Below are 25,125 nucleotides of genomic sequence, written 5' to 3'. Positions count from 1 at the left end.
TGGGATTGTAAGAACGAAAATGTATCTTTGCCATATTAGTTTTGATTATGCTTAAAGATACAAAATCTTTAGGACATAACAAAGCCTCGGCTTGGGAAAGTCGGGGCTTTGTCATAAAAAAAGAGGGTATGCATTTTGACACACCCTCTTTTTTTGTTATATACCGACACATAAAAGTTATAACTTTCAGAACTCTGCAAGGAAATAACTATTTTAGCAACACCATTAAAAAAAAATAACAAGACAATCATATAAAATGAGACTGGACAAAGACATTTCAAGATTAGGAACGAAAGCCGAGCAACTACCCATTTTATGGTATTTACTGAAATGGACCATAATAGGAGCTGTAGCCGGAGCATTAATTGGTTCGGCATCGGCATTATTATTGGCATCATTGAACTGGGCTACCGACTACCGTGAAAACAACTTATGGATAATCGCACTTCTTCCCCTTGGAGGTCTCATTATAGGGCTTATGTATCACTATCTTGCAGGTACTGCTGCCAGAGGGAATAACTTCCTCATAGAGGAAATACGCTCTTCGCGCAACATAATACCTTTCAAGATGGCTCCGCTGGTTTATATAGGTACCGTGCTTACTCATCTATTCGGAGGTTCAGCCGGACGCGAAGGCACAGGAGTACAGATGGGAGGCGCAATAGCCGATTTCATGTCGCGCATATTTAAAATGCATCCTTATGACAGAAAGATTATGATCCAGATAGGTATTGGAGCCGGATTTGCTTCTATATTCGGAACACCGCTTGCAGGTGCAGTTTTCGCACTAGAAGTAATAATAGTGGGAAGATTACGATATGACGCCATATTGCCTGTATTCCTATCTTCATTTTTCGCCAACCTTACATGCCATGCATGGGGAATTGCCCATACTCACTATAGCATCACAAGCATACCGGACATTAACATACAAACTTTATTGCTGGTTCTGGCGGCAAGTATTATTTTCGGTCTTGCAGCAATGACATTCTCGCGCTTTATAGAAATCTGGGGAGGTCTTGCAAAAAGATACATAGCCTATCCCCCACTACGTCCTTTCGTAGGCGGTATATTCATTGCACTGAGTGTTTATATGTTGGGAACCACCAAGTATATCGGTTTGGGAGTTCCAACCATTGTCGCATCATTCAGCGAGGTACAAATGTGGTACGATTTCCTGCTAAAGATACTTCTTACCACTTTCACAATAGGTGTTGGTTTCAAAGGTGGAGAGGTTACCCCTCTTTTCTTCGTAGGCGCGACATTGGGTAGCGCACTCTCAGCCGTACTGCCGCTACACGTTTCCGTACTTGCCGGACTTGGATTTGTTGCTGTTTTTGCCGGAGCTACAAACACACCTATTGCCTGCACACTCATGGGTATAGAATTATTCGGAGCCGACTGCGCCGTATATATAGGAATAGCCTGCGTCACTGCATATATGTTTTCAGGACATACAGGTATTTACACATCACAAGTGATAGGAAGCCCTAAACATATAATGTTCTGGAAAAAAAGAAAGGGGAAAATGCTGGACTAAAACTGTATTTTCATCATGAATACTTGATTTTTATCAACAAAGTCTTTAATTTTGAGGATATAAACAACAAAAGTATAACTTATGTTGTTTTTTGAATTAAAAGGACAAAGACATTCTTAGTTTATGAAAAGACAGATTCTTACAATGTGCGTTGCAGCCACAATGGCAGCAATCGGCACCAACACTTCAAATGCCTGTACAGGCATTACCCTAACAGTCAAAGACAGTACTAAAATTCTGGCAAGAACTATCGAATGGGGAGGTAGCGACCTTAACAGTCAATATGTAATAGTTCCACGAGGATATACCGCACAATCATACATTCCCGGAGGTATAGACGGAATGAAATTTACATCAAAATACGGATACGTAGGACTGGCTGTAGAACAAAAAGAATTCATAGCCGAAGGACTTAACGAAAAAGGACTGTCTGCCGGTCTGTTCTACTTTCCAAAATACGGTAAATACGAAGACTATAATGCAGCAAATAAAGAACAAAGCATTGCCGACCTGCAACTGGTTTCATGGATTTTGGGCGAATGCCAGAATGTGGAAGAAGTAAAGGAAGCAATAAATAAGGTTCATGTAATAGCTATTGATCCAAGAGCCTCAACAGTACACTGGAGGTTTGCAGATACAAGCGGAAGACAGATTGTGTTGGAAATAATAGATGGCAAAGCTGTATTCTATGAGAATGAACTCGGTGTTCTTACCAATTCGCCCGACTTTAAATGGCAGATGACAAATCTGAACAATTACGTAAATCTTTTCCCTGGTTCAGCGCCATCACAGAAGCTTGGAAATACAGAACTTTCACAGTTCGGTGCAGGAAGCGGATTCCTTGGTATACCTGGCGATGTAACTCCTCCGTCAAGATTTGTCAGGGCAGCCTTCTATCAGGCAACAGCACCAGTACAGAACAGTTCGGAGGAAACAGTACTTCAAGGTTTTCAGATACTTAACAACTTCGATATTCCTGTAGGAATAGAATTCGCACGCGGACAAGTACCTGTTAATATTCCAAGTGCTACACAGTGGACATCGGCTACAGACATGAATAACCTGAAGATATACTTCCGCACCATGTACAATAGTGCTATCAGAAGTATCGACCTAAAGGAAATTGATTTCAAAAAAGTGAAATATCGTGCAGTCCCGATGGATACGCAGAAACAACAACCTGTGTTCAGCATAAAAATCAAATAAAGGTGATAAAAGTAAAAACGGGTTACCTCAGATAGAAGGAAACCCGTTTTTTGTATATTGTCTTAAATTTTCTCACCGTAAGCAAGGTCACCGGCATCGCCCAAACCGGGAACGATGTATGAACGTTCATCTATCTCCGGATCTATGACGGCACACCAAAGAGTTACATCCTGCCCCGCAAATACACGTTTTATCCTCTCAACTCCAGGTTGACTTGCAATAATACATGCAATAATAAGTTTAGACGGAATTCCCTTTGTCGTGAAAGCCTTCCAGGCCAATTCCAGACTTTCTCCTGTAGCAAGCATAGGATCGACAAGCATAACAGTCTTGTCTGTAAGATCTGGAGTAGCTATATATTCTATTCTCACATCAAGATCTCTGTGCTCTTTATCCTTGTAATAGCGATATGCAGAGACAAAAGCATTTCCAGCCTTGTCGAAGATATTCAGGAAACCATTGTGCATAGGAAGTCCTGCTCTGAAAACTGTAGCTATAACTACATTATCATCCGGTGTACTGGCTTCTGCAATTCCCAGAGGTGTCTGGATTTTCTTTTTGGAATAATCAAGGTCTTTGCTTATCTCATAAGCCATAAGTTCCCCTATCCTCTCAATATTTCTGCGAAAGCGCATTCTGTCTCCCTGAACATTGACATCACGCATCTCAGCGACATACTGGTTTAGTATAGAATTGGTTTCTGCAAGGTTTATCACTCTCATAATACTGTTCTTTATATTTGATGATATAACACTTTAATGCACATTTTGTTCATCCAACATACTTAAAGTTGTGTCTCGCCTTCGATATATTGCTCCAGGAACATATTTTCTCCGTCGAACACTGCATACGAGAACTCCGATATCCAATCGCCCAGAATCATCATTCGCGACGTTCTGGAAAGCATCATGTCGAACAAGATATGCCTGTGTCCATATATAAAGAAGTTGATGTCAGGATGAGTCTTTAGATAATTCTTTGTGAACAATACCAAAGGCTCCTTATCTTCGCCCATATATTCTGGTTCCTTACCGTCTTTACGCTTCATACGGCTGCGCTTAGCCCATTCCAACCCGAAATCAACACTCCACCTTGGGTGAAGCATGGAGAACAGGCGTTGCAAAGTCTTGCTGTGGAAAACCATTCTGAGAAACCTGAATTTCCTGTCGTCATCACCAAGGCCGTCGCCATGTGCAAGGAAGAATTCCTTTCCGTAAATTTCGCAAGTCAACGGTGTGCGGTGTATTATCATGCCGCATTCTTTCTCCAGATAATCGCCACACCATATATCGTGATTACCTATAAAGAAATGTACTTCCACTCCTCGGTCAGTCAACTCGGATATTTTGCCAAGGAAACGTGTATAACCTTTAGGAACAACTGTTTTGAATTCATACCAGAAATCGAACATATCGCCCAGCATATACACAGCGGCAGCCTTATCCTTTATACTGTCAAGAAAATTGACCAGCCTTCTTTCCTGCATACGAGCATGAGGTATAGCCCGCGAGCCCAGATGAGCATCGGAAATGAAATATATGTTTTTCATCTCATTCATAGTTATACCTTTTTTTAAAAAATACATTCATTACATGAAGCCTAACTCAAGTTTTGCTTCATCTGTCATCATATCCTTATCCCATTCAGGTTCAAACACAAGATTTACCTGTGCCGAAGTGACACCATCTACCGACTCTATTTTCTGTCGTACATCTTCCATAATGAAGTCGGCAGCAGGACAGTTAGGGGCTGTCAGCGTCATGTCAACAGTCAGTTCACCGTTGTCCTGAAGGTCTATTTTGTATATAAGCCCAAGATCATAAACATTTACAGGTATCTCAGGGTCATATACTGTTTTCAGCATATCAATAATTTTCTCTTCTATTTTGAGCTTTTCTTCGTTGTTCATATCTTTCTATTAAGTAATATTTCCGATGCAAATATACATAAATTTTACTTACCATCATATCCTACCCTCATCGGCATAACTGTAGTACGCCCCATCGGTTATTATAACGTGGTCCAGCATGCGTATGTTCATCACCTTCGATGCCTGAAACAGAGCCTGAGTCAGTCTGTCATCATCTGCACTGGGCCGTACATTGCCCGACGGATGGTTATGACTCAGAATCATGGATGTGGCACGCTTAAGAAGTGCCTCACGCAGAATCACACGTACATCAACCTGTGTAGATGCCAGCCCTCCCTGACTTATCCGGGTTACATCAATAACTTTTGAAGCCTGATTAAGAAACATCACCCAACATTCCTCTATAGGCAAATCGCACATCACGGGATGAAAATAGCTGTATATATCTTCAGAAGAACGTATAGGCTTTCTCTCTTCCTGTTTTTCATCCTTTCTTCGTTTTCCCAACTCCGAAGCTGCCAGTATGGTAATGGCTTTGGCCGGACCTATTCCCTTGAATTTGCATAAATCGTTTACAGAACATTTTCCCAATGCACTCAGACTGTTGTTATACTTGTCAAGCACCTTACGCATCAGTTCCACTGCCGACTCGTCTGTATTTCCCGACCCTATAAGTATAGCCAGAAGTTCTGCGTTAGAAAGAGATGAAGCACCATGCATCATCATCTTTTCGCGAGGACGGTCTTCCTCCGCCCATTGGTTTATAGATAATCTTTCTGTCATTTATAAAAACTTTTTTCGAATGCCGAAAACGAATCCTTTCCTTTCACACAGCGTTTCCACCATGCTATAATGAATCCGCTTCCATAGCCTGTTAATTGAATAAACGATGAAAGTATCGAAATGGCTCCTATTTTCAGACTATTATTTTGTACAGACGAATCAATAAATATCAACGCAGAGAACAAAACCAGTGGTAACAAACCAGCCACACACAGCCACACTCCCAATGGATGCAGCATATTATAGCTTGAGGCATCGGGCGTAAAGGATGTAAAAACAATGAAATATATACCGACAAGAATAGTAAGCAACAAAAGTGAAACTCCTGCAGTAAACACAGCCGGCAACATATGTACCAGTTTGAGCGATTCAGGGTATTTCTTGTAAAGATTGATGCGCGCTATCCCGGAATTGTGCACTTGCTTGAAAAATTTTCTCATATCAGTCCTGCGTTTGTGCCACACCCATGCTCCAGGGAACAGGCGGCATGAATATCCACCATTGAATATACGTATACTGAAATCTATATCTTCGCCAAAACGCATATCAGAGAACCCTCCCAATGCCTTATACACCTCTGCGCGGATACCCATGTTGAAACTGCGCGGATAGAACTTGTCCATTTTTTTCTTTCCGCCGCGGATACCTCCTGTAGTGAAAAAAGATGTCATCGAATAATTTATGGCTTTCTGTGTATCTGTAAACGAATGATGCGCACGGTCAGGACCTCCGAAAGCATCTGCAGGCTCGGATCTGAGTTCATCTTCCACAGCCTTGAAGTAGTCCGGTGGAAGTATACAGTCAGAATCAAGGATTATAAGATATTCGCCATGACTTCTTTCAGCACCATAATTTCTAGACTGTCCCGGCCCGGAATTAGGTTTTGAATAATATCTGATGTTCATCGATGCAGCATATTTATCCACCACATCCTTGCAAGGCACTGCCGATCCGTCCTCAACTATAATCACCTCGAAATCGGTATAAGTCTGTTGCAAAAGGCTCTGCAACAGTTCATCCACTTCATCTGGACGATTATATACCGGCACTATTACTGAATATCGCATAATTAAAAAAATGAGTTATTTGCAAACTTACTTAAAAGTTTCGCAAAATCAATGCCAGAACATGGTTTTTATGGCTATTTATAAGTTTCAAAAAAATGACTTGACGTTTTAATCAAAATGTCAAGTCGTTTTATCCAAAACGTCAAGACGTTTCTAAAAACAGATATTTCTATAAAAAATAACTCCGGAAACGTAATGTACAAAAATCAAATTTGCATACCTCGGAAAAAATCATTTATATTGCATTGAATTTAAAAAACGGAAGAAGATGAATAACAGTATAAATGAAGAGATTGCCCTGCTTCTGCAAAATTTAGGTGTAGAGAAAAGCGATATCAACTGGGGAGCACAACTGACAATTCTAGCAATAATACTCATTATTACTTACTTGTGTACGAAAGCATTCAGACACATTATAATTCCCATTATTCACAAGATTACGGCACGCACCAAAGCCAAGTGGGACGACTACCTTTTTAATACCGAAATGATGAAGGCATTCAGCCGCATGATTCCTCCGATTATGCTTTATGCCTTACTACCCTTCGCGCTCGACCAGTCTCCCAAGTTGCTGGAATTCACGCTAAAGTTTTGCCTGATATATCTTGATATTGTTACCATTCTTCTGGTAGGTACATTCCTAAACTCGCTATATAATATATCAAGCGAACACGAGAAGCTCAGAAACCGTCCTCTAAAAGGGATTTACCAGATGATTAAACTCATAACCATCACCATTGGTATAATAATACTGATAAGTATCCTTATGGACCAGGACCCTACGAGCATACTTGCCGGACTGGGTGCTTCGGCGGCCGTACTGATGTTGATTTTCAAAGACAGTATCCTGGGACTTGTGGCAGGCGTACAATTGTCGGCAAACGATATGCTACGTCCGGGCGACTGGATTACAATGACCAAATATGGAGCCGACGGATATGTAATAGAGGTCTCACTCACTACAGTAAAAGTACAGAACTTCGACAAAACGATAACAACAATTCCTCCTTACGCACTAGTGAGTGACTCATTCCAGAACTGGAGAGGTATGCGCGAAACAGGCGGAAGAAGAATAAAACGCTCGGTAAACATAGATATGAACACAGTGCATTTCTGCACACCCGACGAGATACAAGGTTTCATAGATAAAGGTCTGATAGACAAAAAGACTGACATAAACGAGAAGACAGTAAATCTGGCTATCTTCAGAAACTATATCCTGAACTATCTGAACAATCATCCTAAAGTGAACAAAGATCTGATGATTATGGTGCGACAGATGCAACCGGCGTCAGAAGGTATGCCGCTTGAAATATATTGTTTCTCTGATACACCGGACTGGATTCCTTACGAGGCCTTGCAATCGGAAATTTTCGAACATGTAATGGCAATGGTTCAGGAATTCAATCTCCGTATATTCCAGCGTCCGGCAGGTACTGACTTTAAATCATAAAACACATATAAACACATAAATCCCCGGCAATCAAAGTAAACTGCCGGGGATTTGTGTTTTGTATTATACCACTACCAATGCTATAAACTGTATAAACAATATCAGGAACACCATAGCTATAGGATAAACCGTAGCGTATGCTACTCCCGGAATATTGCTGTCTGTCATAGAATCTGCTGCGGCCAAACCCGGTGTACTCGTCATACCACCGGTGATGGTTCCAAGCAGGTCGAGCATACTAATCTTAAATACCAGACGGCCTACTATTGCCGCTACCAGCATAGGAACAATAGTAATCAAAGCACCTACACCAAAGAGCATGAATCCGCTTTCCTGGAATGTAGATACAAGGTTCTTTCCTGCAGAAGTTCCTACTTCGGCAAGGAACAACAACAATCCCAACTGGCGCAAAAGCTGGTTTGCCGAACCGGACATAGACCAAAGAATAGGACCTGTCTTACCTACAGCACTCAGGAAAAGAGCCATCATCAATACTCCACCTGTAAGCCCCGGAGAGAATGACATTCCACTTCCGAAAGATATATTGAGCTTTCCGAACAGCACACCAAGAACGATACCCATCGCTATAGGGAAGAAATCAGTGTCCGAAAGACGTTTCTCATCATTACCCAACAGGCGTCCTACAGCCTGAACACCATCCTGTTCGCCCACTACCATCAGCTTGTCGCCAAACTTTAATGCCAATTCAGGAGAAGGTGAAAGGTCTATACCGCTTCGGCGTATACGAGTAACTGTACATCCGAAGTTCCTCTGAAGATTCAGGTCGCCTAACTGCTTGTTTATCATATCCTTCTTTGTCAACAGCAAGGACTCTATCACCTGAGTATTAATCAACGGCAACTCACCTTCCTCGCGTTTGCCAAGCATTATTCCAAGATTATTCAATGACTCCTCGCTGCCTACAGCCTGAACTATATCACCTTTGTTTACTACAACCGATGCAGTAGGAATCACTATCTCATCACCAATTTTCAGACGTGAAACTACGGCACCTGTAATGGCACGGATATTTAGCTGTGCAAGTGTTTTTCCACAAATAGTTTCATTTGTCACATGAAAGATACACGTACTTAATTCAGGGAACTGCCCCCTTCTTTCTTTTTCAAGGCGTTTTGCTTCCTCATCCAAATCAACACGAAGAAGTTTCGGCAAAAGTTTCACAAACAGTATCACACCAATAACTCCAAACGGATATGCTATACCGTATGCAATTGAAGCCAATGGCGACTGCGTGCTGTCAATAGCCACTGCAAGACCTGGCGTACTGGTAAGGGCTCCTGCCACAAGTCCCACAACACTTGGCGTATCTATTCCGAAAGCATATTTCAGTCCTATGGCCGTAAGACATGCCGACGCAATGATAAGCACTGTAATAAGAATAAGAGTCTTGCCCTTGGTACGGAAAGAATCAAAGAATCCGGGACCGGCCTGAATACCGATAGTAAAGATAAACAACACTAACCCGAAGTTACCAAGCTCCTTTGGAATTGAAACTCCCCAATGGCCGAAAGCCAGGGCAATAAAGATTACGGCTGATACATCCAGAGATAATCCCTTTATCTTGATGCGTCCAAGCATAAAACCTAGGGCAACAATCAGGAATACAGAGAAATAAGACGATTGTAATAAGTCGTTAAACATAAAAAATTTAATTGTGATTAATTAGTTCACAAAGATAGTGCAAACCGAGTGAAGTACAAAGTGAAAACGCAGTTTTCAACTTTTAATTCCGAGGTGCAGCCTTTCTTATATAAAGTTAATAGTTGACGACTTATCCAACAAATTAAACCAGACTCTCTATATACTCGTTAAGTTTTTTATAGAAAGGATGTTTCGTCAGTGTTGCAACATCTCCAAGGATAATAAGTTTCATTCGTGCGCGTGTAATAGCCACATTCATTCGTCGCAGGTCATTCAGGAAGCCAATCTGTCCTTCCTCATTAGCTCTTACAAGACTTATGAGTATTACATCGCGTTCCTGTCCCTGAAAACCGTCTACAGTATTTACAGTAATAAACTGACGATATGGCTTGAACCATGCATCCTTACGTATCAGCTGCCTAAGATACTGCACCTGTGCCTTATATGGAGAAATCACTCCCACATCTATACGCTCGTCAAGGAAACGTTCGCGTCCTATCTTCTCTATATACTCCTTCAGCTTACCTACAGAGAGTTCGGCCTCCTGCTTGTTTATACGGCCATAATTTTCGCCAATAAACTCCTCATTACAGTCCATACCTTCAGTATTCACCCATTCAATAGGAGTATCGAAATCCAGAATACTGCGATATTTCACTTCGGGAGCCGACTGAAGCATTCCGCCATAAAACCATTCGGAAGAGAAACGCATTATCTCATTGTTCATTCTGTACTGTACTTTCAGAAGAGAAACAGCCTGTGGTTTGTTTGCCACAATACTTTGCATCAGCGTATGTCCCAATCCTCCACGCAATGCCACAGGACTTTTCACTGTCGGAGGGAGCTGGCAATGGTCGCCGGCCAGTATCACACGGTCAGCCTTCGCAATAGGAATCCAGCATGCAGCCTCCAATGCCTGAGCAGCCTCATCAATAAACAATGTGCCAAACTTATGCCCCATAAGTACACGGTTTGCACTGCTTACCAAAGTACAGGATATAACTCTAGCTTCGGCAAACAATGATTCGTTTATCCTTATCTCCAACTCAGTGGCACGGTCTTTCAGAGAATTAATCTTAAGCCTTATACTTTCCCTGTCTGCACCTTTACGGTTAGCAGAATATAGTTCGCGGATGGCCTTTCTAATGCTCCACAACTGTGAATAATCGGGATGCGACTCGAATTTCCTTTCGTATGTAAACGAAAGCATCTTGTCATTCACCCTCGAAGGATTTCCTATTCTCAGGACACTCACTCCTCTATCGACAAGTTTTTCGCTTATCCAATCGACAGCCATATTACTCTGTGCGCACACCATCACCTGATTCTCGCGGTGTAACGTTTCGTATATAGCCTCTACAAGAGTAGTAGTCTTTCCCGTTCCCGGAGGTCCGTGTACGATAGCTACATCCTTGGCATGAAGCACCTTGTTGACAGCCTCTTCCTGAGTACGGTTAAGCCACGGAAATCTGATAGGATTGAAAGAAAACTCCGAAACAGGCTGCTGTCCATGAAAGATATCACGCAGTTCTGCCAGACGATTGTTCTTTGCACCTATTACACGATTCAACGCCTCAAACATCAGACGATAGGAAGTTTCATCAAAATAAAGCTGCACTCCAAGCACATCATATCTCTGCAAGGCAATCATGGCATCCGGTCCGGGCAGTATCACCACCATACGGTCTTCGTCAACATAATTCACCGTTGCCACGAAATTCATGTATGTCAGTCGTCCGCCGGCATCCTGAGTAAAGAAACATACAGGACGTCCATATTCAAAAAGATGTTCTATCTCCTTGTCCTCAGTACGGAATATCTCCACCACAAACTGGTTGAGAGCATTATAATAACTTCTTCCCACAGATATAGGATACCAGCACATTCCGCGCTTCACCTTGCGTCCTATACCCATCACCTCCGTCTGCTGACGAAACTGTTCCTTCTCATATTCATATTCAACCTTAAGCAATTCGTAATGATGCTGAAGATGGAGCACCGGAGACACTATATTCGATTTTTCCTTCATTAACAGATTCTGATTATTTTGACGTAGACTTTTCCTTTAGCATATCGGCACGCGACTTACTCTGGGTGACAAGATACACACCTGCAAAAATTGAAACCGCCGCAATAGCCTTTACCCATCCGAACGATGACATACCCATAAGTATTGCTACGCTAGAACCGACTACAGGTTGCATATAGTTATACATGCTGACAACTGTAGGACGAAGCGTTTTCTGACCTACAAGCATCAGTATATATGCAAAATATGTTCCGAACAGTATTACATATCCCACCTGCATCCATACTTCCATCGGTATCTCTACAAACTGCATCTCCGAGAAATCCCTGTAAGAGAACGGGATGAAACATATAGCTGCATAGCTGAACATCCATTTCATCAGAGTGAATACGCTATATCGTGCTATAAGTTTCTTGAAAATCGTAAGATAACACGCAAAGCTGATTTGAGCAGTGACACACAGCACATCGCCCAACACACTTCCCTCTTTTTCGCTACCGCCGGTATTGCTGAGAATAAGCGCAAGAGCACCAACAGAACCTAAAAGAATACCACCAACCTTAAGTGGTGTCACAGGCTCTTTCAGGAATACGGCAGCCAGTATCATTGTCACGATAGGCATGGTAGTAGTCATAATGGAAGCATCGACAGGAGAAGTGAGCGATAACCCGAAAGTATAGCATCCCTGATTACATACGATACCAAGCATTGACGCAAAAAAAAGGAGCATAAGGTCGCGAGGCGGAACATCCTCTTTCTTGACAAACAATGATGTTATCCAGAAGCACAACGCACCGCCTATCATACGCATATTGGCAAGTGCCAGTCCCGAAATACCGGCATCCATAGCGGCCTTACCTACAGGTGCCATGAGTCCCCACATACTGGCTGCAAACAGCAATGCCAGATGAGCCTTGAAATTAGAACTTTTCATTTCTTTATACCTTAAGTTTATAATCGCTGCAAAGTTACAAGATATTTGAAAATTTGACCGCCTGTGGTTGATTTATTCAAAGAGAATGACTAAATTTGTTGGATAAGAACGATAAAATACACACAAATGAAGAAACAAGCCGAGTTCATAAAGCGTATTGTCATTAAAGGCCTTTGGGGCAGAAAAGACATTGCATGGGATTTGAGAAAAGACGTCAACATCCTAAGTGGAGTGAACGGGATAGGAAAAAGTTCCATACTCAACAGTTCTGTGAGAAGGCTGAACGAAAACAATGAAATAGAACTGACAAACGGAATAAAAGACATAGTGACGTTCACGTTCAGCCCGGAAGATGCAAATTTCATACCATTCGACGTTATCCGCAGTTTCGACCGTCCGTTAATCGATTTCGGACTGCTGAAGAAGATTGGCGACCAGGATGTCCGTACCGAATTAGACTGGCAACTATATCAGCTGCAAAGACGCTATCTTGACTATCAGGTAAACATCGGCAACAGAATAATAGAACTGCTGACAAGCGGTGACCCCGAAAAACAGATGATAGCTGCAGAAATCTCAAAACCTAAAACCAAGTTCCAGGACCTTATAGATGAACTTTTTGCCGAAACGGGAAAGAAGATAAATCGCAGAAGCAATGAGATTCTTTTTGAACAGGACGGAGACATCCTCACTCCTTACAAACTATCGTCAGGAGAAAAGCAGATGCTTGTCATCCTCCTTACAGTACTTGTACAGGACAATGCACACTGTGCGCTGTTCATGGACGAACCGGAGATTTCACTCCACATAGAGTGGCAACAAAGACTTATAACACTCATCAGAAGCCTTAATCCTAACGTCCAGATTATCCTGACTACACACTCTCCTGCACTAATCATGAACGGATGGGTGGACGCAGTGACCGAAGTGAGTGACATTACTACTAATTAGTTTTTAAGTTCTCAAGTTTTTCAGTTAGTTGATAATAGTTCAACAACTAATAACTAAAAACTCATAAACTTAAACACTAACAACCAACGGTCAACGAAGTTAAACTTATAAACTTAAAACTCATACACATGGGAAAACGACTTACGGAAAACCTTTCATCATTATATATAGGTGCTGCAAACAATCTGAAGCCCAAACACTCAAGGAGAAAGATTGTGGCCTACGTGGAGAGCTATGACGACATATCGTTCTGGCGTGCCCTGCTCTCCGAGTATGAAAACGACAAGGTATACTTCGAAGTCATGCTTCCATCACAAAGTTCGCTGGCCAAAGGGAAAAAAACCGTTCTTATGAACCAGCTTGGGAAACAGCTTGGCGAAAACATGATAGCCTGTGTGGACAGCGACTACGACTATCTCCTTCAGGGACGCACCAACACTTCACGCTACATGATAGAATGCCCGTACGTGCTCCAGACATATGCCTATGCCATAGAAAACTATCACTGCTATGCCGAAGGTCTTCACGATGTATGCGTAACAGCCACACTGAACGACCATAAACTGATAGACTTTCCGGCTTTCATGAAGGCATACTCCGAAATAGCTTGGCCGCTTTTCGTCTGGTCTGTATGGTTCTACAGAAGACACATCCTTGCCGAATTCTCACTTTTGGATTTCTGTTCATATGTCAAACTTGATCAGGTAAGCACACGCTATCCAGAACGCAGCCTTGAACATATGGCAAAGAAAGTGGAGAAAAAGCTTCATGACCTCGAACGTAAACACCCTGAGGCTAAGAGTGAGATAGAAGATCTTAAAAGGGAACTGCCTACACTCGGAGTAACTTCCGACTCTACATACATGTTCATACAGGGACACCATATCATGGACAATGTTGTCCTCCGTCTGCTAGTTCCCGTATGTACCATACTCAGACGTGAGAGAGAACAGCAAATCCATGATCTTGCTCTCCACAGTCTGCAACTTCATAACGAACTGACAAACTACCAGCGTTCTCAGATTGGTGTAGAAGTGGTGATACACAAAAATGTCAATTACAAGAACTCACCGCTCTATGCAAAGATTCGCGCTGATGTTGAAAAGCTTTTGAAAAGGATTTGAATATGTAGGGATTTCCACAATTATCCTTTTATCCGAGATAATATTTTTGGAAACTGCCATGCAAATAAAGCTGTACAGCACACAGCAGCGGTGGCATCCGAGATGGCTTCGGCTGCGAATATACCTTCCACTCCCCAGAAATGAGGCAGTAACAATGCCAAAGGAACGAGGAGGATAACCTTTCTCAACAAAGCTATGAAAATGGAAATCTTTGCCTGTCCCAAGGCTACAAACATGTTCTGACATGCACGCTGGAGTCCGAAAATGGACATTCCGGCAAGGAAGAGAGGCATAACATGCGACACAGTTTCTATCAAAACTTCATCATCCGTAAATACCGATGCTACCAGGTGAGGGCAGAGTATCATGAAAAGTATCAGTAAGAAGTTGAAACCGAACATAAACGTCACAACTATCCTGAAACATTGCTTCACACGGTCTTTATTGGCATGACCGTAGTTATAGCTCACCACCGGGATAAATCCCTGGGCAAAACCGACGAGCGGCACACTGGCAAACTGCATGGCACTCTGCATGATGGCAAGGGCGCTGACATAGATATCGCCAAAATGTTTCAAACTTCCGTTGAGTACGAAACCTACAAGGCTTTCCGTGCTTGCCATAATAAACGGTGACACTCCAAGGGCTACCACAGACAGGACAATTTTTTTCTTAGGCCTCATATACCTTCGTTCAAGCGGAAGAGATGCCGAACGGGAAGTAAGGAAACGCAGTACCCAGATGGCACTCACGGCCTGCGAAAGAACCGTAGCTATAGCAGCTCCCTTTACTCCCATATCGAAAGTGAAAATGAAAATCGGGTCGAGAATGATATTCAGTAATGCCCCTATCACTACCGACCACATTGCTATGGCAGGTCTTCCCTGGGAGTTTATGAATGTGTTAAGTCCTGTGGATATCTCCACGAAAAGCGTACCAAGCAGATAGACAGAGAGATAATCTACGGCAAACGGCAGTGTCCTTTCGGATGCTCCGGTAAGCAGAAGAATAGGCTCCATAAAAATATAGGCTATCAGCGAGGTGATGACAGTAAAAAGAATAAGCATCACAAAACCGTTTCCCAGTATGCGTCCTGCCCTCTCGCGGTCGCCCTGACCTAAAGCCATTGCTGCAAGCGGGGCACCGCCGGCTCCAACTATCGACGAAAACGATGATATGAGTATTACTATCGAGGTAGTGACACCTACCCCGGCAAGAGCCTCTGTTCCTATACCGGGGATGTGTCCTATATAAATTCTGTCAACTATATTATAAAGCAGATTGACAAACTGGGCAGCTACGGCAGGCAGCGCCATGCGGAACACCAAAGGCAGCATTCTGTCCGTACCCAGTCTTTCTTCATAACGATTGTTCATTACATCAAACTTTCCAGATTTAGTTCAGTCTTTTTCCTGTAGCCGGAACTTGTGAATACAGCAACAGGGCAACCTTCCTCGTCGGTGATACGAACTTCGATGAAAGGTATCTTGGCATGATTGAATGTCTCCACAGCCTCGGCATATACATATCCGCTGCTTACAGCACGCAGAAAAGTAATATTGGCATTCAGCGAAAGAGTAAGCAGATTGCGGCTGTTTGCCACTGCCGCAAAGGACAGGTCGGCCAGTGTGAACAAGGCTCCTCCCTGACACACTCCTCCACCATTAAGGTGTTTATCAGTAACAAGCATACGTGCCTTGGCATAACCTTCGCGCACTTCGAGCAGTTCCACTCCCGCCTCAGCTGCGAAACGGTCGTGTGAAAGCATATCTTTTAAAGTTTTCATAAGTTTGATTTTACGAGTTCTTAAAATACTAACAACTAAGAACCAAGAACTAACAACTATTATTTAATTATCACCATCGTAGCCCCATAGCCATATTCGCGGAACGAAGCATCCTGACTGAGACATGTCCTGTACTTACGTTTTAGTTCGTCAAGCAATGCCTTGCGCAGAACGCCATCGCCCTTGCCATGTATGAACACTATCTTCTGTCCGGTATTTCTCTTGTATTCCTCCATAGTCTTGCGGAATACGTCAAGCTGATAGTTCAGCATTTCAGCATTCCCCATACCGGTAGTATCGTCAAGAAGAGCATCTATATGAAGGTCTATTTCGATAATTCCGTTCTTGATTTTCTTCTCTTCCTTGCGCAACACTTTCTTAGGAACATTGTTTCCATCACCTTTAGAAAGGATGGCGTTCTTTATATCATCGGCATTAACATACACCTGTTTTGCTTCTTCATCGTCTTTCACCACATCGTAAATCAATGCAGGTTCGTTAAAGAAATCATTTTCCTGGAAGGTATGGAGCTTATAGAAGTTCACGGTATCAATTCTTATTTCTGTAGATACCGCATTCTTGAGCAGGAAAGTACGGTCATCCTTATATGCGAGAATCTGTACTGCCACATGTTCCATCTCGTTGAGGTCTTTCTTTTCAAACTCCTCCAAGGCCTGTTTCATATTAGGTTTGATAGTTCCACGGCTTCTCAATGTCCAACTCTTTCCTTCTGCTGATAGATAGATATAATCAATGAAATAGTTACTGTCATTCACCAGATACGCATCGAAACCGGTAGTTGTAATAGCCTTTATATCATGCGGAACAAAAGCCAGATATACATTAAGCACATCGTTACCTCTGATTTCAGGCGCACGATATGTTATCGGTCTGTCATCTTCTTCCTCTTCTTCGTCCTCCACAGGTGCCTGCTGAGGTTTTGATGTCGTTTTCAACGGGATGTTATAATCATCGGTCTGAATAACCACGCATTCCTTTATCAGCATAGGTATTTCAAAACCGTCCTCACTCTCTACCAAGACTGTATCCTTGCCTTGAAAACCTCTTACTATACCGCCTCCCACTTCGCTGAGGAAACGTACTTTATCTCCTATTTTCATATTGTTTCAGTATTATAGTTCAAGCAAAAGTAGTTACTTTTAAGCAGATACGAAAGTTTTTTATACTTTTGCAGAAAATATTGAAGAAACTACACAGATGGAAGATACTAAACATATTAAAATAAGCGATTACAACTATCCACTTCCGGACGAAAGAATAGCAAAATTCCCGCTGAAAGAGCGCGACAGTTCCAAACTGCTGGTTTACAATCACGGAGAAATTGAGGAAAGAGTCTTCACTTCACTGCCGGAATATATAGAACCGGGCTCACTGATGATTTTCAACAATACAAAGGTTATTCAGGCCAGACTGCATTTCAGAAAAGAGACCGGTGCGCTGATAGAAATATTCTGTCTTGAGCCTATAAAACCAAACGACTATGTGCTGAACTTCCAGCAGACAGAACACTCGGCATGGCTCTGCATGGTGGGTAATCTGAAGAAATGGAAAGAAGATCCGCTTCACAGGGAAATGACAGTGAAAGGCAAGCCACTTACACTGACTGCCACTCGCGGCGAATGTCACGGTACAAGCCACTGGATAGACTTCAGCTGGGATAACAGCGAGGTGACTTTTGCTGATATCCTCGAAGTGTTCGGCGAACTTCCTATCCCTCCATATCTGAACCGCGAGACACAGGAAAGCGACAAGGAGACTTACCAGACTGTGTATTCTAAGATAAAAGGTTCTGTGGCCGCACCTACAGCCGGACTGCATTTCACAGAGAGAGTACTCGACACACTGAGGAATAAGGGTGTAGATTTGGAAGAAGTTACCCTGCACGTGGGAGCCGGAACTTTCCGCCCGGTCAAGAGTGAGGAAATAGCGGGACACGATATGCACACGGAATATATCTCCGTAAACAGACAGACTATTGAGAAACTTCTGAAACATGGAGGCGAAACCACTGCCGTAGGAACTACATCTGTAAGAACGATAGAAAGTCTGTACTATATAGGAGTAATCTTAGAGTCAAAACCTGAAGCATCGCAGGAGGAACTGCACGTTAAACAATGGATGCCATACGAGAACGAGACAAACCTCACTCCTATTAAGGCTCTGCAGAATATCCTCGACTATATGGAGAGAAATCATTTGGATGCACTTCATACAAGTACGCAGATTATCATAGCGCCGGGATATGAATACAAAATAGTGAAACGTATAGTAACTAACTTCCATCAGCCGCAAAGCACTCTGCTGCTCCTGGTTTCGGCATTCGTGAAAGGCGACTGGAGAAAGATTTACGACTACGCACTGTCGCACGATTTCCGTTTCCTGAGTTACGGCGATTCGTCACTGCTGATTCCGTGATGATTGTCGGTTGTTAGTTCTTAGTTGTTAGTTTTTAGATATCAGAATATGAAAGATAATAGCGAAGAAATGTTCCCTATAGTAGACGAAGACGGAAATATCCTGTCTGCAGCTACAAGAGGCGAGTGTCACAGCGGCAGCAAGTTGCTGCATCCTGTGGTACATCTGCATGTTTTCAATAGCCGTGGAGAACTGTATCTCCAGAAACGCCCTGAATGGAAAGATATACAACCGGGAAAATGGGATACGGCCGTAGGTGGTCATATCGACTTGGGAGAAAGTGTGGAGATGGCTCTGAAACGTGAAGTCAGAGAAGAACTCGGAATAGAAGATTTTACCCCAGAACTTCTTACACACTACGTGTTCGAATCCGCACGCGAGAAAGAACTTGTTTTTGCCCACAAGACTGTGTACGATGGAGAAATACACCCTTCAGAAGAACTGGATGGAGGGAGATTTTGGAGTATTGAGGAAATCATAGCAAATATGGGGAAAGAGGTTTTCACTCCTAATTTTGAGAGTGAATTCAAGAGGCTTGGATTTTAATCCAATATCCATATAACATAAATGGCGTTTAAACAGTATTTAAAAGCTGTTTAAACGCCATTTGAATTATGATTAATTGATATCTTATCCGAACATCTTGCTCACTCTTTCTATTCCGGCAACCAAAGCATCAACTTCTTCTTTGGTATTATACATTCCGAATGAAGCTCGTACCGTTCCTTCTATTCCCAAACGACGCATAAGGGGTTCGGCACAGTGATGTCCGGTGCGGACTGCTATTCCAAGGCGGTCAAGCAATGTTCCCATATCGAAATGATGGATATCTCCTACAAGGAACGAAATAACTCCTCCCTTATGTTCTGCCTCACCAAAGATACGGATACCCGGTATTTCTTTCATACGCTGCATGGCATACATAGTTAGTTCGTGTTCATGGGCTGCAATATTATCAATTCCTATAGCAGATACATAATCAAAAGCTTTTGCCATTGCAGTAGAACCTACATAATCCGGGGTTCCGGCTTCAAACTTGAAAGGTAGTTCGTTGAATGTAGTTCCTTCGAAACTTACATTCTTTATCATCTCTCCACCACCCTGATAAGGAGGCATCTTGTCAAGAAGTTCTTCCTTTCCATAAAGCACTCCTATACCGGTAGGACCATAAATCTTATGTGCGCTGAACACATAGAAATCGGCATCAATATCCTGTACATCCACCTTCATGTGTGGAATACCCTGTGCTCCGTCTATCAGTACCGGAACATTGTGGGCATGAGCTATTGACGCAATCTGCTTCACAGGATTTATTGTTCCGAGAACATTTGAAACATGAGCCACGGAAACAAGCTTTGTACGCGGAGAGAACAGTTTCTCGTATTCGTCAATCAACAGTTCGCCACGGTCATTCATAGGAATAACTTTCAGAACTATTCCTTTACGGAGTGCCTGAATCTGCCATGAGACGATATTGCTGTGATGCTCCATCACTGAAACTATCACTTCATCTCCTTCCTTCATAAAGGCATCGGTAAATGACGATGCTACGAGATTTATACTTTCAGTGGTTCCGCGTGTAAAGATTATCTCCGAAATGCTGCGTGCATTTATGAACTTACGCACAGTTTCGCGCGATGCCTCATGAAGATTTGTTGCCTGCTGTGAAAGGAAATGAACACCACGGTGTACATTGGCATTTACAGAATAATACTCATCGACAATTGCATCTACCACACACTTAGGTTTCTGTGTGGTAGCTCCATTGTCCAAGTATATCAACGGCTTGCCATATACTGTTCTTGACAGTATCGGGAAGTCTTCTCTTATTTTATGAATATCGTACATTTTTTGCTAATTAAGAATTAAAAACTAAGAATTAAAAATGAAGAACAGACGGACAACAGAAGCAATTAGGAATCAAGCCAGATGTCACCCATCCGTTTTTAATTTTTCATTATTAATTATTAATTAGTTTCTTTTTTATTTGAACCACATATCGCACATCCCTGGCACTTGTTCAATTCTCCACGGAATCGTTTTTCTACAAGAAGATGAAGACGGTCCTTGAGCGCATCCATGCGTATCTTGTCGATAACTTCATTGACGAATGCAAACATCAACAACAGACGTGCTTCCTTCAGACTGATACCGCGCTGTTGCATATAGAACAATGCGTTTTCGTCAAACTGTCCTACGGTAGCTCCATGAGAACATTTTACATCGTCGGCATAAATCTCGAGCTGTGGTTGTGTGTACATACGAGCCTCACGTGTTGCACATATATTGCTGTTTGTCTGCTGTGAGTTTGTACGTTGGGCACCTTCACGGACAAGAACCTTACCTGCAAATGCACCTACAGCCTGGTCGTCAAGTACATACTTGAAGAGTTCGGTACTTGTACAGTCTGAAGCCTTATGGTCGATGAATGTATTGTTATCTACCTGCTCGTTCTTATCAGCAATAGCCATTCCGCAAAGAGTGATTTCTGCTCCCTTACCGGCAAGAGTCACTTCAGATGTATTACGTGTAGTACCGTTATGAAGTGTCATACCGTTAAGCAATACATTGCTGTTTGCTTCCTGGTGTACATACAGATTGCTGAAACGTACTGTAGAGTTATGTGTTTCCTCCAGTTCGTACAAATCGAAATAAGCATTCTCGCCTACAAAGATTTCCACTACCTGAGTAGAAAGGAAATTCACATCGTCCATAGCATGGTCACATACCAGCAGTTTAGCCTGTGCACCGTCTTCAAGAACGATTACCACACGGCGGTTAACCATGAAGTTGACATCTGCACGAAGAATATTGACCAACTGTATAGGTTTCTCCAATACTACATTCTTAGGAACATACATGAACACACCGTCCTGTGCAAACATTGTGTTGAATGCAGTAACACTATCCTTCGAAGTATCAGCTAACTGAGAATAGTATTTCTTCACAAGTTCAGGATTTTCCTTTGCCACATCTTTCAGACTACCGAAGACAACTCCGGCTGGCAACTGTGCGGCAGGATTGTCGTGTGTATCAAATGTATCGTTCACCACAAAATAAAGCGAAGTGCTCATATTAGGAACATCGCACTTGAACACTTCATACGGATTTACCGGTATCTCCAATCGGTTTAGGTTCAATCCGTAGTCCGGTGCAAAGAACTTTGCAACATCCGTATATTTGTACTTCTCAACCTTCTGTGAAGGAAATCCTGCTGCCTCGAAATCGGCAAATGCCTTGGCACGCGGAGCGTTAAGCACATCTGCACTGTGACGGCATATCATGGCTTCACATTGGGTGAAAAGGTCTATATATTGTTGTTCTGCTTTCATTTTTTATTTCTTCTCTTTACTCTCCCAATTCTTTCTTAATCCAGTCATAACCCTTCTCTTCGAGTTCGAGTGCAAGTTCCGGACCTGCAGTCTTCACAATACGTCCTTTGTAAAGTACGTGTACGATATCAGGTTTGATATAGTCCAACAGACGCTGGTAGTGGGTAATGACGATACAGCTTGTTTCAGGTGTCTTGAGTTTATTCACACCTTCAGCTACGATACGCAAAGCGTCGATGTCAAGTCCAGAGTCTGTTTCGTCAAGGATACTCAACTTTGGTTCAAGCATCGCCATCTGGAAGATTTCGTTACGTTTCTTTTCACCACCGGAGAATCCTTCGTTTACAGAACGGTTGGCAAGCTTGCTGTCGAGTTCCACGATTTCACGTTTCTGTCTCATCAGTTTGAGGAATTCACTTGCTGAAAGTGCAGGCAGGCCTTTATATTTACGCTGTTCGTTGACAGCCGCACGCATGAAGTTAACCATGCTCACCCCAGGAATCTCTACCGGATACTGGAATGAAAGGAACAATCCTTCGTGGCTACGGTCTTCAGGCTTCAGACTAAGCAAGTCTTTGCCCAAGAATGTAACAGAACCTTTTGTTACTTCGTATGCTGGATGTCCTACAAGTACATTACTCAATGTACTTTTACCTGAACCGTTAGGCCCCATTATGGCATGAACTTCACCAGGTTTAACAGTCAGGTTAATACCTTTCAATATCTCTTTACCATTAATATTGGCATGTAAGTCTTTTATCTCTAACATATTTTTATGAGTTTTTGGTTTTTAGTTTTTAGTTGTCAGGTGACAAGTTGACGAGTTTTTTGGTTTTAGTTTTTAGTTCTAATAACTAACAACTTATATTTCTAACAACTAACAACTCAAAAATTATCCTACACTTCCTTCGAGCGATACTGACAGAAGCTTCTGAGCCTCAACAGCAAACTCCATAGGAAGCTTGTTTATAACTTCTTTTGCATATCCGTTTACGATAAGTCCTATGGCATCCTCGGTGTTTATACCTCGCTGATTACAATAGAACAACTGGTCTTCAGAAATCTTCGATGTAGTGGCCTCATGCTCTACCACGGCTGTTTCGTTATGAATATCCATATACGGGAATGTATGGGCACCACAATTGCTACCCAACAACAATGAGTCGCACTGACTATAATTACGTGCATTATCGGCTCTTTCCGACACACGTACAAGTCCACGATAAGAGTTCTGACTTTTTCCGGCACTGATACCCTTACTTACGATAGTAGAACGTGTGTTCTTTCCGAGGTGTATCATCTTTGTACCTGTATCAGCTTGCTGATAATTATTTGTAACTGCCACAGAGTAGAACTCTGCTGTAGAATTATCACCGGCTAGGATACAGCTAGGATATTTCCATGTGATAGCAGAACCTGTTTCCACCTGTGTCCATGAAAGCTTGCTGTCATTACCCTTACAGATACCACGCTTTGTTACGAAGTTGTATACACCGCCTTTTCCTTCGGCATCTCCAGGATACCAGTTCTGTACGGTAGAATATTTCACTTCGGCACGGTCCATTACCACGATTTCAACAATAGCTGCATGCAACTGGTTTTCATCTCGCATAGGGGCTGTACATCCTTCTAGGTATGAAACATAACTGTCGTCGTCGGCAACAATCAGTGTTCTTTCGAACTGTCCTGTATTGGCTGCATTGATACGGAAGTATGTAGAAAGTTCCATAGGACAACGTACTCCCTTAGGAATATATACAAACGAACCGTCACTGAATACAGCTGAATTAAGAGCCGCAAAGAAATTATCACGATATCCAACAACCGAGCCTAGGTATTTCTTCACCAAATCAGGATGCTCTCTTACAGCCTCACTCATAGAACAGAAGATAATCCCTTTCTCCATAAGAGTTTCCTTGAAAGTAGTCTTTACAGACACAGAGTCCATAACGGCATCTACTGCCATACCGCTCAATGCCATCTGTTCTTCCAATGGGATACCAAGCTTGTTGAATGTTTTCAGAAGTTCAGGGTCAACCTCATCAAGCGATTTTGGTCCTTCCTTCTTCTTTGTAGGATCGGCATAATATGATATTGCCTGATAATCTATATCAGGAATATTAAGATGAGCCCATGTAGGCATCTCAAGTGTCAACCAGTGACGGTATGCCTTCAGACGGAATTCAAGAAGCCATTCAGGTTCACCCTTCTTTGCAGAAATCAGACGAACGACATCTTCATTTAGTCCTTTTTCTATTATATCTGTATGAACATCCGTAGTGAAACCATATTTATATTTCTCCTGCGTCAGTTCCTTTACATATTTGTTAGGTTCTTCTTGCATATGTAATTATATTATATCTGTTTGAATAATCTCATTTGTCACATTCTTTATTGTCGGTATAAAGAGACCAGAAAGTTCCTTCACCGGATAATATAACAAAGAAGATTGCTTAACGGTTCGATTTATCAGTTCATCTTTACTGTCAATATATTCTAAAAAGCTGATAGACAAGCTTACAATGAAAGCATATTTCAATGCCCCAAGCAATGCTCCCAACAGTCTGTTTACTATACCTAAATGCACTATCTCCAACGCTTTGGTAAGCATGGATGCCAAAAGCAGGAATACAACAGGGACAAGTATCCAAATCAAGAAAAAAGCTATAACCTGGGCAGCAGATACAGATGTACCGAGCTCAACAGCAAGTTTTTCTCCCAACTGGGAGAACAAGGCACGTGCCAATAGCAAACCTGCAACAAGTCCGACTATTGTTGCAGCCTGCTTTACAGCCCCTTTCATAAATCCCAACAATACTCCTATGGCTATAATAGCGATAATAATCCAATCCAAAACGCTTAAATTTAAAGACAAAGCATCAAGTATCATTGCTTTTGATTTTTTGAAACAATAAAGATGGAGAGTTTATAAACAAAGAATGAAAAATGAAG

23 protein-coding genes are annotated in these 25,125 nt (G+C 42.3%); 7 read left to right on the top strand and 16 right to left on the bottom strand.

Going from position 1 to position 25,125, the window contains the following annotated elements:
• The first annotated feature begins 256 nt into the window (after positions 1 to 256).
• On the top strand, positions 257 to 1,540 hold the full coding sequence (locus I6E11_RS08760) for a voltage-gated chloride channel family protein (RefSeq protein WP_235337677.1): 1,284 nt from the start codon (positions 257 to 259) through the stop codon (positions 1,538 to 1,540).
• 144 nt (positions 1,541 to 1,684) lie between these two features.
• Positions 1,685 to 2,746, top strand: a complete 1,062-nt coding sequence (locus I6E11_RS08755) for a linear amide C-N hydrolase (RefSeq protein WP_394800121.1) — start codon at positions 1,685 to 1,687, stop codon at positions 2,744 to 2,746.
• 62 nt (positions 2,747 to 2,808) lie between these two features.
• Here I6E11_RS08755 and upp read toward each other — a convergent pair whose 3' ends face one another.
• The 5 genes from upp to I6E11_RS08730 all read right to left on the bottom strand — a co-directional run bounded on the left by upp (position 2,809) and on the right by I6E11_RS08730 (position 6,466).
• A complete protein-coding gene (gene upp / locus I6E11_RS08750) occupies positions 2,809 to 3,468 on the bottom strand; it encodes a uracil phosphoribosyltransferase (protein WP_235337675.1) in 660 nt (219 codons plus the stop codon).
• Positions 3,469 to 3,530: 62 nt separating this feature from the next.
• On the bottom strand, positions 3,531 to 4,295 hold the full coding sequence (locus I6E11_RS08745; RefSeq protein WP_235337680.1) for a UDP-2,3-diacylglucosamine diphosphatase: 765 nt from the start codon (positions 4,293 to 4,295) through the stop codon (positions 3,531 to 3,533).
• A 39-nt stretch (positions 4,296 to 4,334) separates the two neighbouring features.
• Complete coding sequence (locus I6E11_RS08740) at positions 4,335 to 4,655, bottom strand: metal-sulfur cluster assembly factor (RefSeq protein WP_235328080.1); 321 nt, start codon at positions 4,653 to 4,655, stop codon at positions 4,335 to 4,337.
• Positions 4,656 to 4,709: 54 nt separating this feature from the next.
• A complete protein-coding gene (gene radC, locus I6E11_RS08735) occupies positions 4,710 to 5,399 on the bottom strand; it encodes a RadC family protein (RefSeq protein ID WP_235337674.1) in 690 nt (229 codons plus the stop codon).
• On the bottom strand, positions 5,396 to 6,466 hold the full coding sequence (locus tag I6E11_RS08730; protein ID WP_235337673.1) for a glycosyltransferase family 2 protein: 1,071 nt from the start codon (positions 6,464 to 6,466) through the stop codon (positions 5,396 to 5,398). The genes radC and I6E11_RS08730 overlap by 4 nt, the downstream gene beginning before the upstream one ends.
• A 268-nt stretch (positions 6,467 to 6,734) precedes the next feature.
• Between I6E11_RS08730 and I6E11_RS08725 the strand changes: the two genes are divergently transcribed.
• The gene (locus I6E11_RS08725) at positions 6,735 to 7,919 is read left to right on the top strand and encodes a mechanosensitive ion channel family protein (RefSeq protein ID WP_235337672.1); all 1,185 of its coding nucleotides are present in this window, start codon (positions 6,735 to 6,737) and stop codon (positions 7,917 to 7,919) included.
• A 63-nt stretch (positions 7,920 to 7,982) separates the two neighbouring features.
• On the opposite strand, the gene I6E11_RS08720 is transcribed toward I6E11_RS08725, so the two are convergent.
• The 3 genes from I6E11_RS08720 to I6E11_RS08710 form a co-directional block, all read right to left on the bottom strand.
• Entirely contained in the window at positions 7,983 to 9,581 is a 1,599-nt protein-coding gene (locus I6E11_RS08720; protein WP_235337671.1) for an aspartate:alanine exchanger family transporter, read from the bottom strand.
• 142 nt (positions 9,582 to 9,723) lie between these two features.
• Positions 9,724 to 11,610: an AAA domain-containing protein gene (locus I6E11_RS08715; protein ID WP_235337670.1), complete on the bottom strand. Its 1,887-nt coding sequence runs from the start codon at positions 11,608 to 11,610 to the stop codon at positions 9,724 to 9,726.
• Between the two features lie 13 nt (positions 11,611 to 11,623).
• Positions 11,624 to 12,544: a DMT family transporter gene (locus I6E11_RS08710; RefSeq protein ID WP_235337669.1), complete on the bottom strand. Its 921-nt coding sequence runs from the start codon at positions 12,542 to 12,544 to the stop codon at positions 11,624 to 11,626.
• A gap of 126 nt (positions 12,545 to 12,670) precedes the next feature.
• On the opposite strand from I6E11_RS08710, the gene I6E11_RS08705 reads away from it, so the two are divergent.
• Both I6E11_RS08705 and I6E11_RS08700 read left to right on the top strand, forming a co-directional pair.
• Positions 12,671 to 13,495 carry an AAA family ATPase gene (locus I6E11_RS08705; protein ID WP_235337668.1) on the top strand — a complete coding sequence of 275 codons (825 nt, stop codon included), beginning with the start codon at positions 12,671 to 12,673 and terminating at the stop codon, positions 13,493 to 13,495.
• A gap of 128 nt (positions 13,496 to 13,623) precedes the next feature.
• A complete protein-coding gene (locus tag I6E11_RS08700; RefSeq protein WP_235337667.1) occupies positions 13,624 to 14,619 on the top strand; it encodes a DUF4435 domain-containing protein in 996 nt (331 codons plus the stop codon).
• Positions 14,620 to 14,639: 20 nt separating this feature from the next.
• Here I6E11_RS08700 and I6E11_RS08695 read toward each other — a convergent pair whose 3' ends face one another.
• Genes I6E11_RS08695 through I6E11_RS08685 form a run of 3 tightly spaced genes read right to left on the bottom strand, consistent with a single transcriptional unit; the run spans position 14,640 to position 17,526 of the window.
• On the bottom strand, positions 14,640 to 15,995 hold the full coding sequence (locus I6E11_RS08695; RefSeq protein ID WP_235337666.1) for an MATE family efflux transporter: 1,356 nt from the start codon (positions 15,993 to 15,995) through the stop codon (positions 14,640 to 14,642).
• Positions 15,995 to 16,405: a PaaI family thioesterase gene (locus I6E11_RS08690; protein ID WP_235337665.1), complete on the bottom strand. Its 411-nt coding sequence runs from the start codon at positions 16,403 to 16,405 to the stop codon at positions 15,995 to 15,997. The genes I6E11_RS08695 and I6E11_RS08690 overlap by 1 nt, the downstream gene beginning before the upstream one ends.
• 59 nt (positions 16,406 to 16,464) lie before the next feature.
• On the bottom strand, positions 16,465 to 17,526 hold the full coding sequence (locus I6E11_RS08685) for a DUF2027 domain-containing protein (protein ID WP_235337664.1): 1,062 nt from the start codon (positions 17,524 to 17,526) through the stop codon (positions 16,465 to 16,467).
• Positions 17,527 to 17,623: 97 nt separating this feature from the next.
• Between I6E11_RS08685 and I6E11_RS08680 the strand changes: the two genes are divergently transcribed.
• On the top strand, positions 17,624 to 18,841 hold the full coding sequence (locus I6E11_RS08680) for an S-adenosylmethionine:tRNA ribosyltransferase-isomerase (RefSeq protein WP_235337663.1): 1,218 nt from the start codon (positions 17,624 to 17,626) through the stop codon (positions 18,839 to 18,841).
• A gap of 48 nt (positions 18,842 to 18,889) precedes the next feature.
• Entirely contained in the window at positions 18,890 to 19,387 is a 498-nt protein-coding gene (locus I6E11_RS08675; RefSeq protein ID WP_235337662.1) for an NUDIX hydrolase, read from the top strand.
• An 84-nt stretch (positions 19,388 to 19,471) separates the two neighbouring features.
• On the opposite strand, the gene I6E11_RS08670 is transcribed toward I6E11_RS08675, so the two are convergent.
• From I6E11_RS08670 to I6E11_RS08650, 5 genes are all read right to left on the bottom strand, one after another.
• Entirely contained in the window at positions 19,472 to 20,689 is a 1,218-nt protein-coding gene (locus I6E11_RS08670; RefSeq protein WP_235337661.1) for an aminotransferase class V-fold PLP-dependent enzyme, read from the bottom strand.
• Positions 20,690 to 20,808: 119 nt separating this feature from the next.
• Positions 20,809 to 22,173 (bottom strand): Fe-S cluster assembly protein SufD, encoded by a 1,365-nt coding sequence (gene sufD, locus I6E11_RS08665; protein WP_235337660.1) that lies wholly within the window; start codon positions 22,171 to 22,173, stop codon positions 20,809 to 20,811.
• 16 nt (positions 22,174 to 22,189) lie between these two features.
• Entirely contained in the window at positions 22,190 to 22,942 is a 753-nt protein-coding gene (sufC, locus tag I6E11_RS08660; protein WP_204401586.1) for a Fe-S cluster assembly ATPase SufC, read from the bottom strand.
• A 123-nt stretch (positions 22,943 to 23,065) separates the two neighbouring features.
• Positions 23,066 to 24,517, bottom strand: a complete 1,452-nt coding sequence (gene sufB / locus I6E11_RS08655) for a Fe-S cluster assembly protein SufB (protein ID WP_235337659.1) — start codon at positions 24,515 to 24,517, stop codon at positions 23,066 to 23,068.
• Positions 24,518 to 24,523: 6 nt separating this feature from the next.
• Positions 24,524 to 25,063: a CvpA family protein gene (locus tag I6E11_RS08650; protein ID WP_235337658.1), complete on the bottom strand. Its 540-nt coding sequence runs from the start codon at positions 25,061 to 25,063 to the stop codon at positions 24,524 to 24,526.
• Positions 25,064 to 25,125: the final 62 nt, after the last annotated feature.

The organism is Bacteroides caecigallinarum (assembly GCF_021531075.1).
GTDB lineage: Bacteria > Bacteroidota > Bacteroidia > Bacteroidales > Bacteroidaceae > Phocaeicola > Phocaeicola caecigallinarum_B.
Note: the sequence above shows the minus strand (reverse complement) of the source record. Positions and strands in the feature narration are given on the sequence as shown.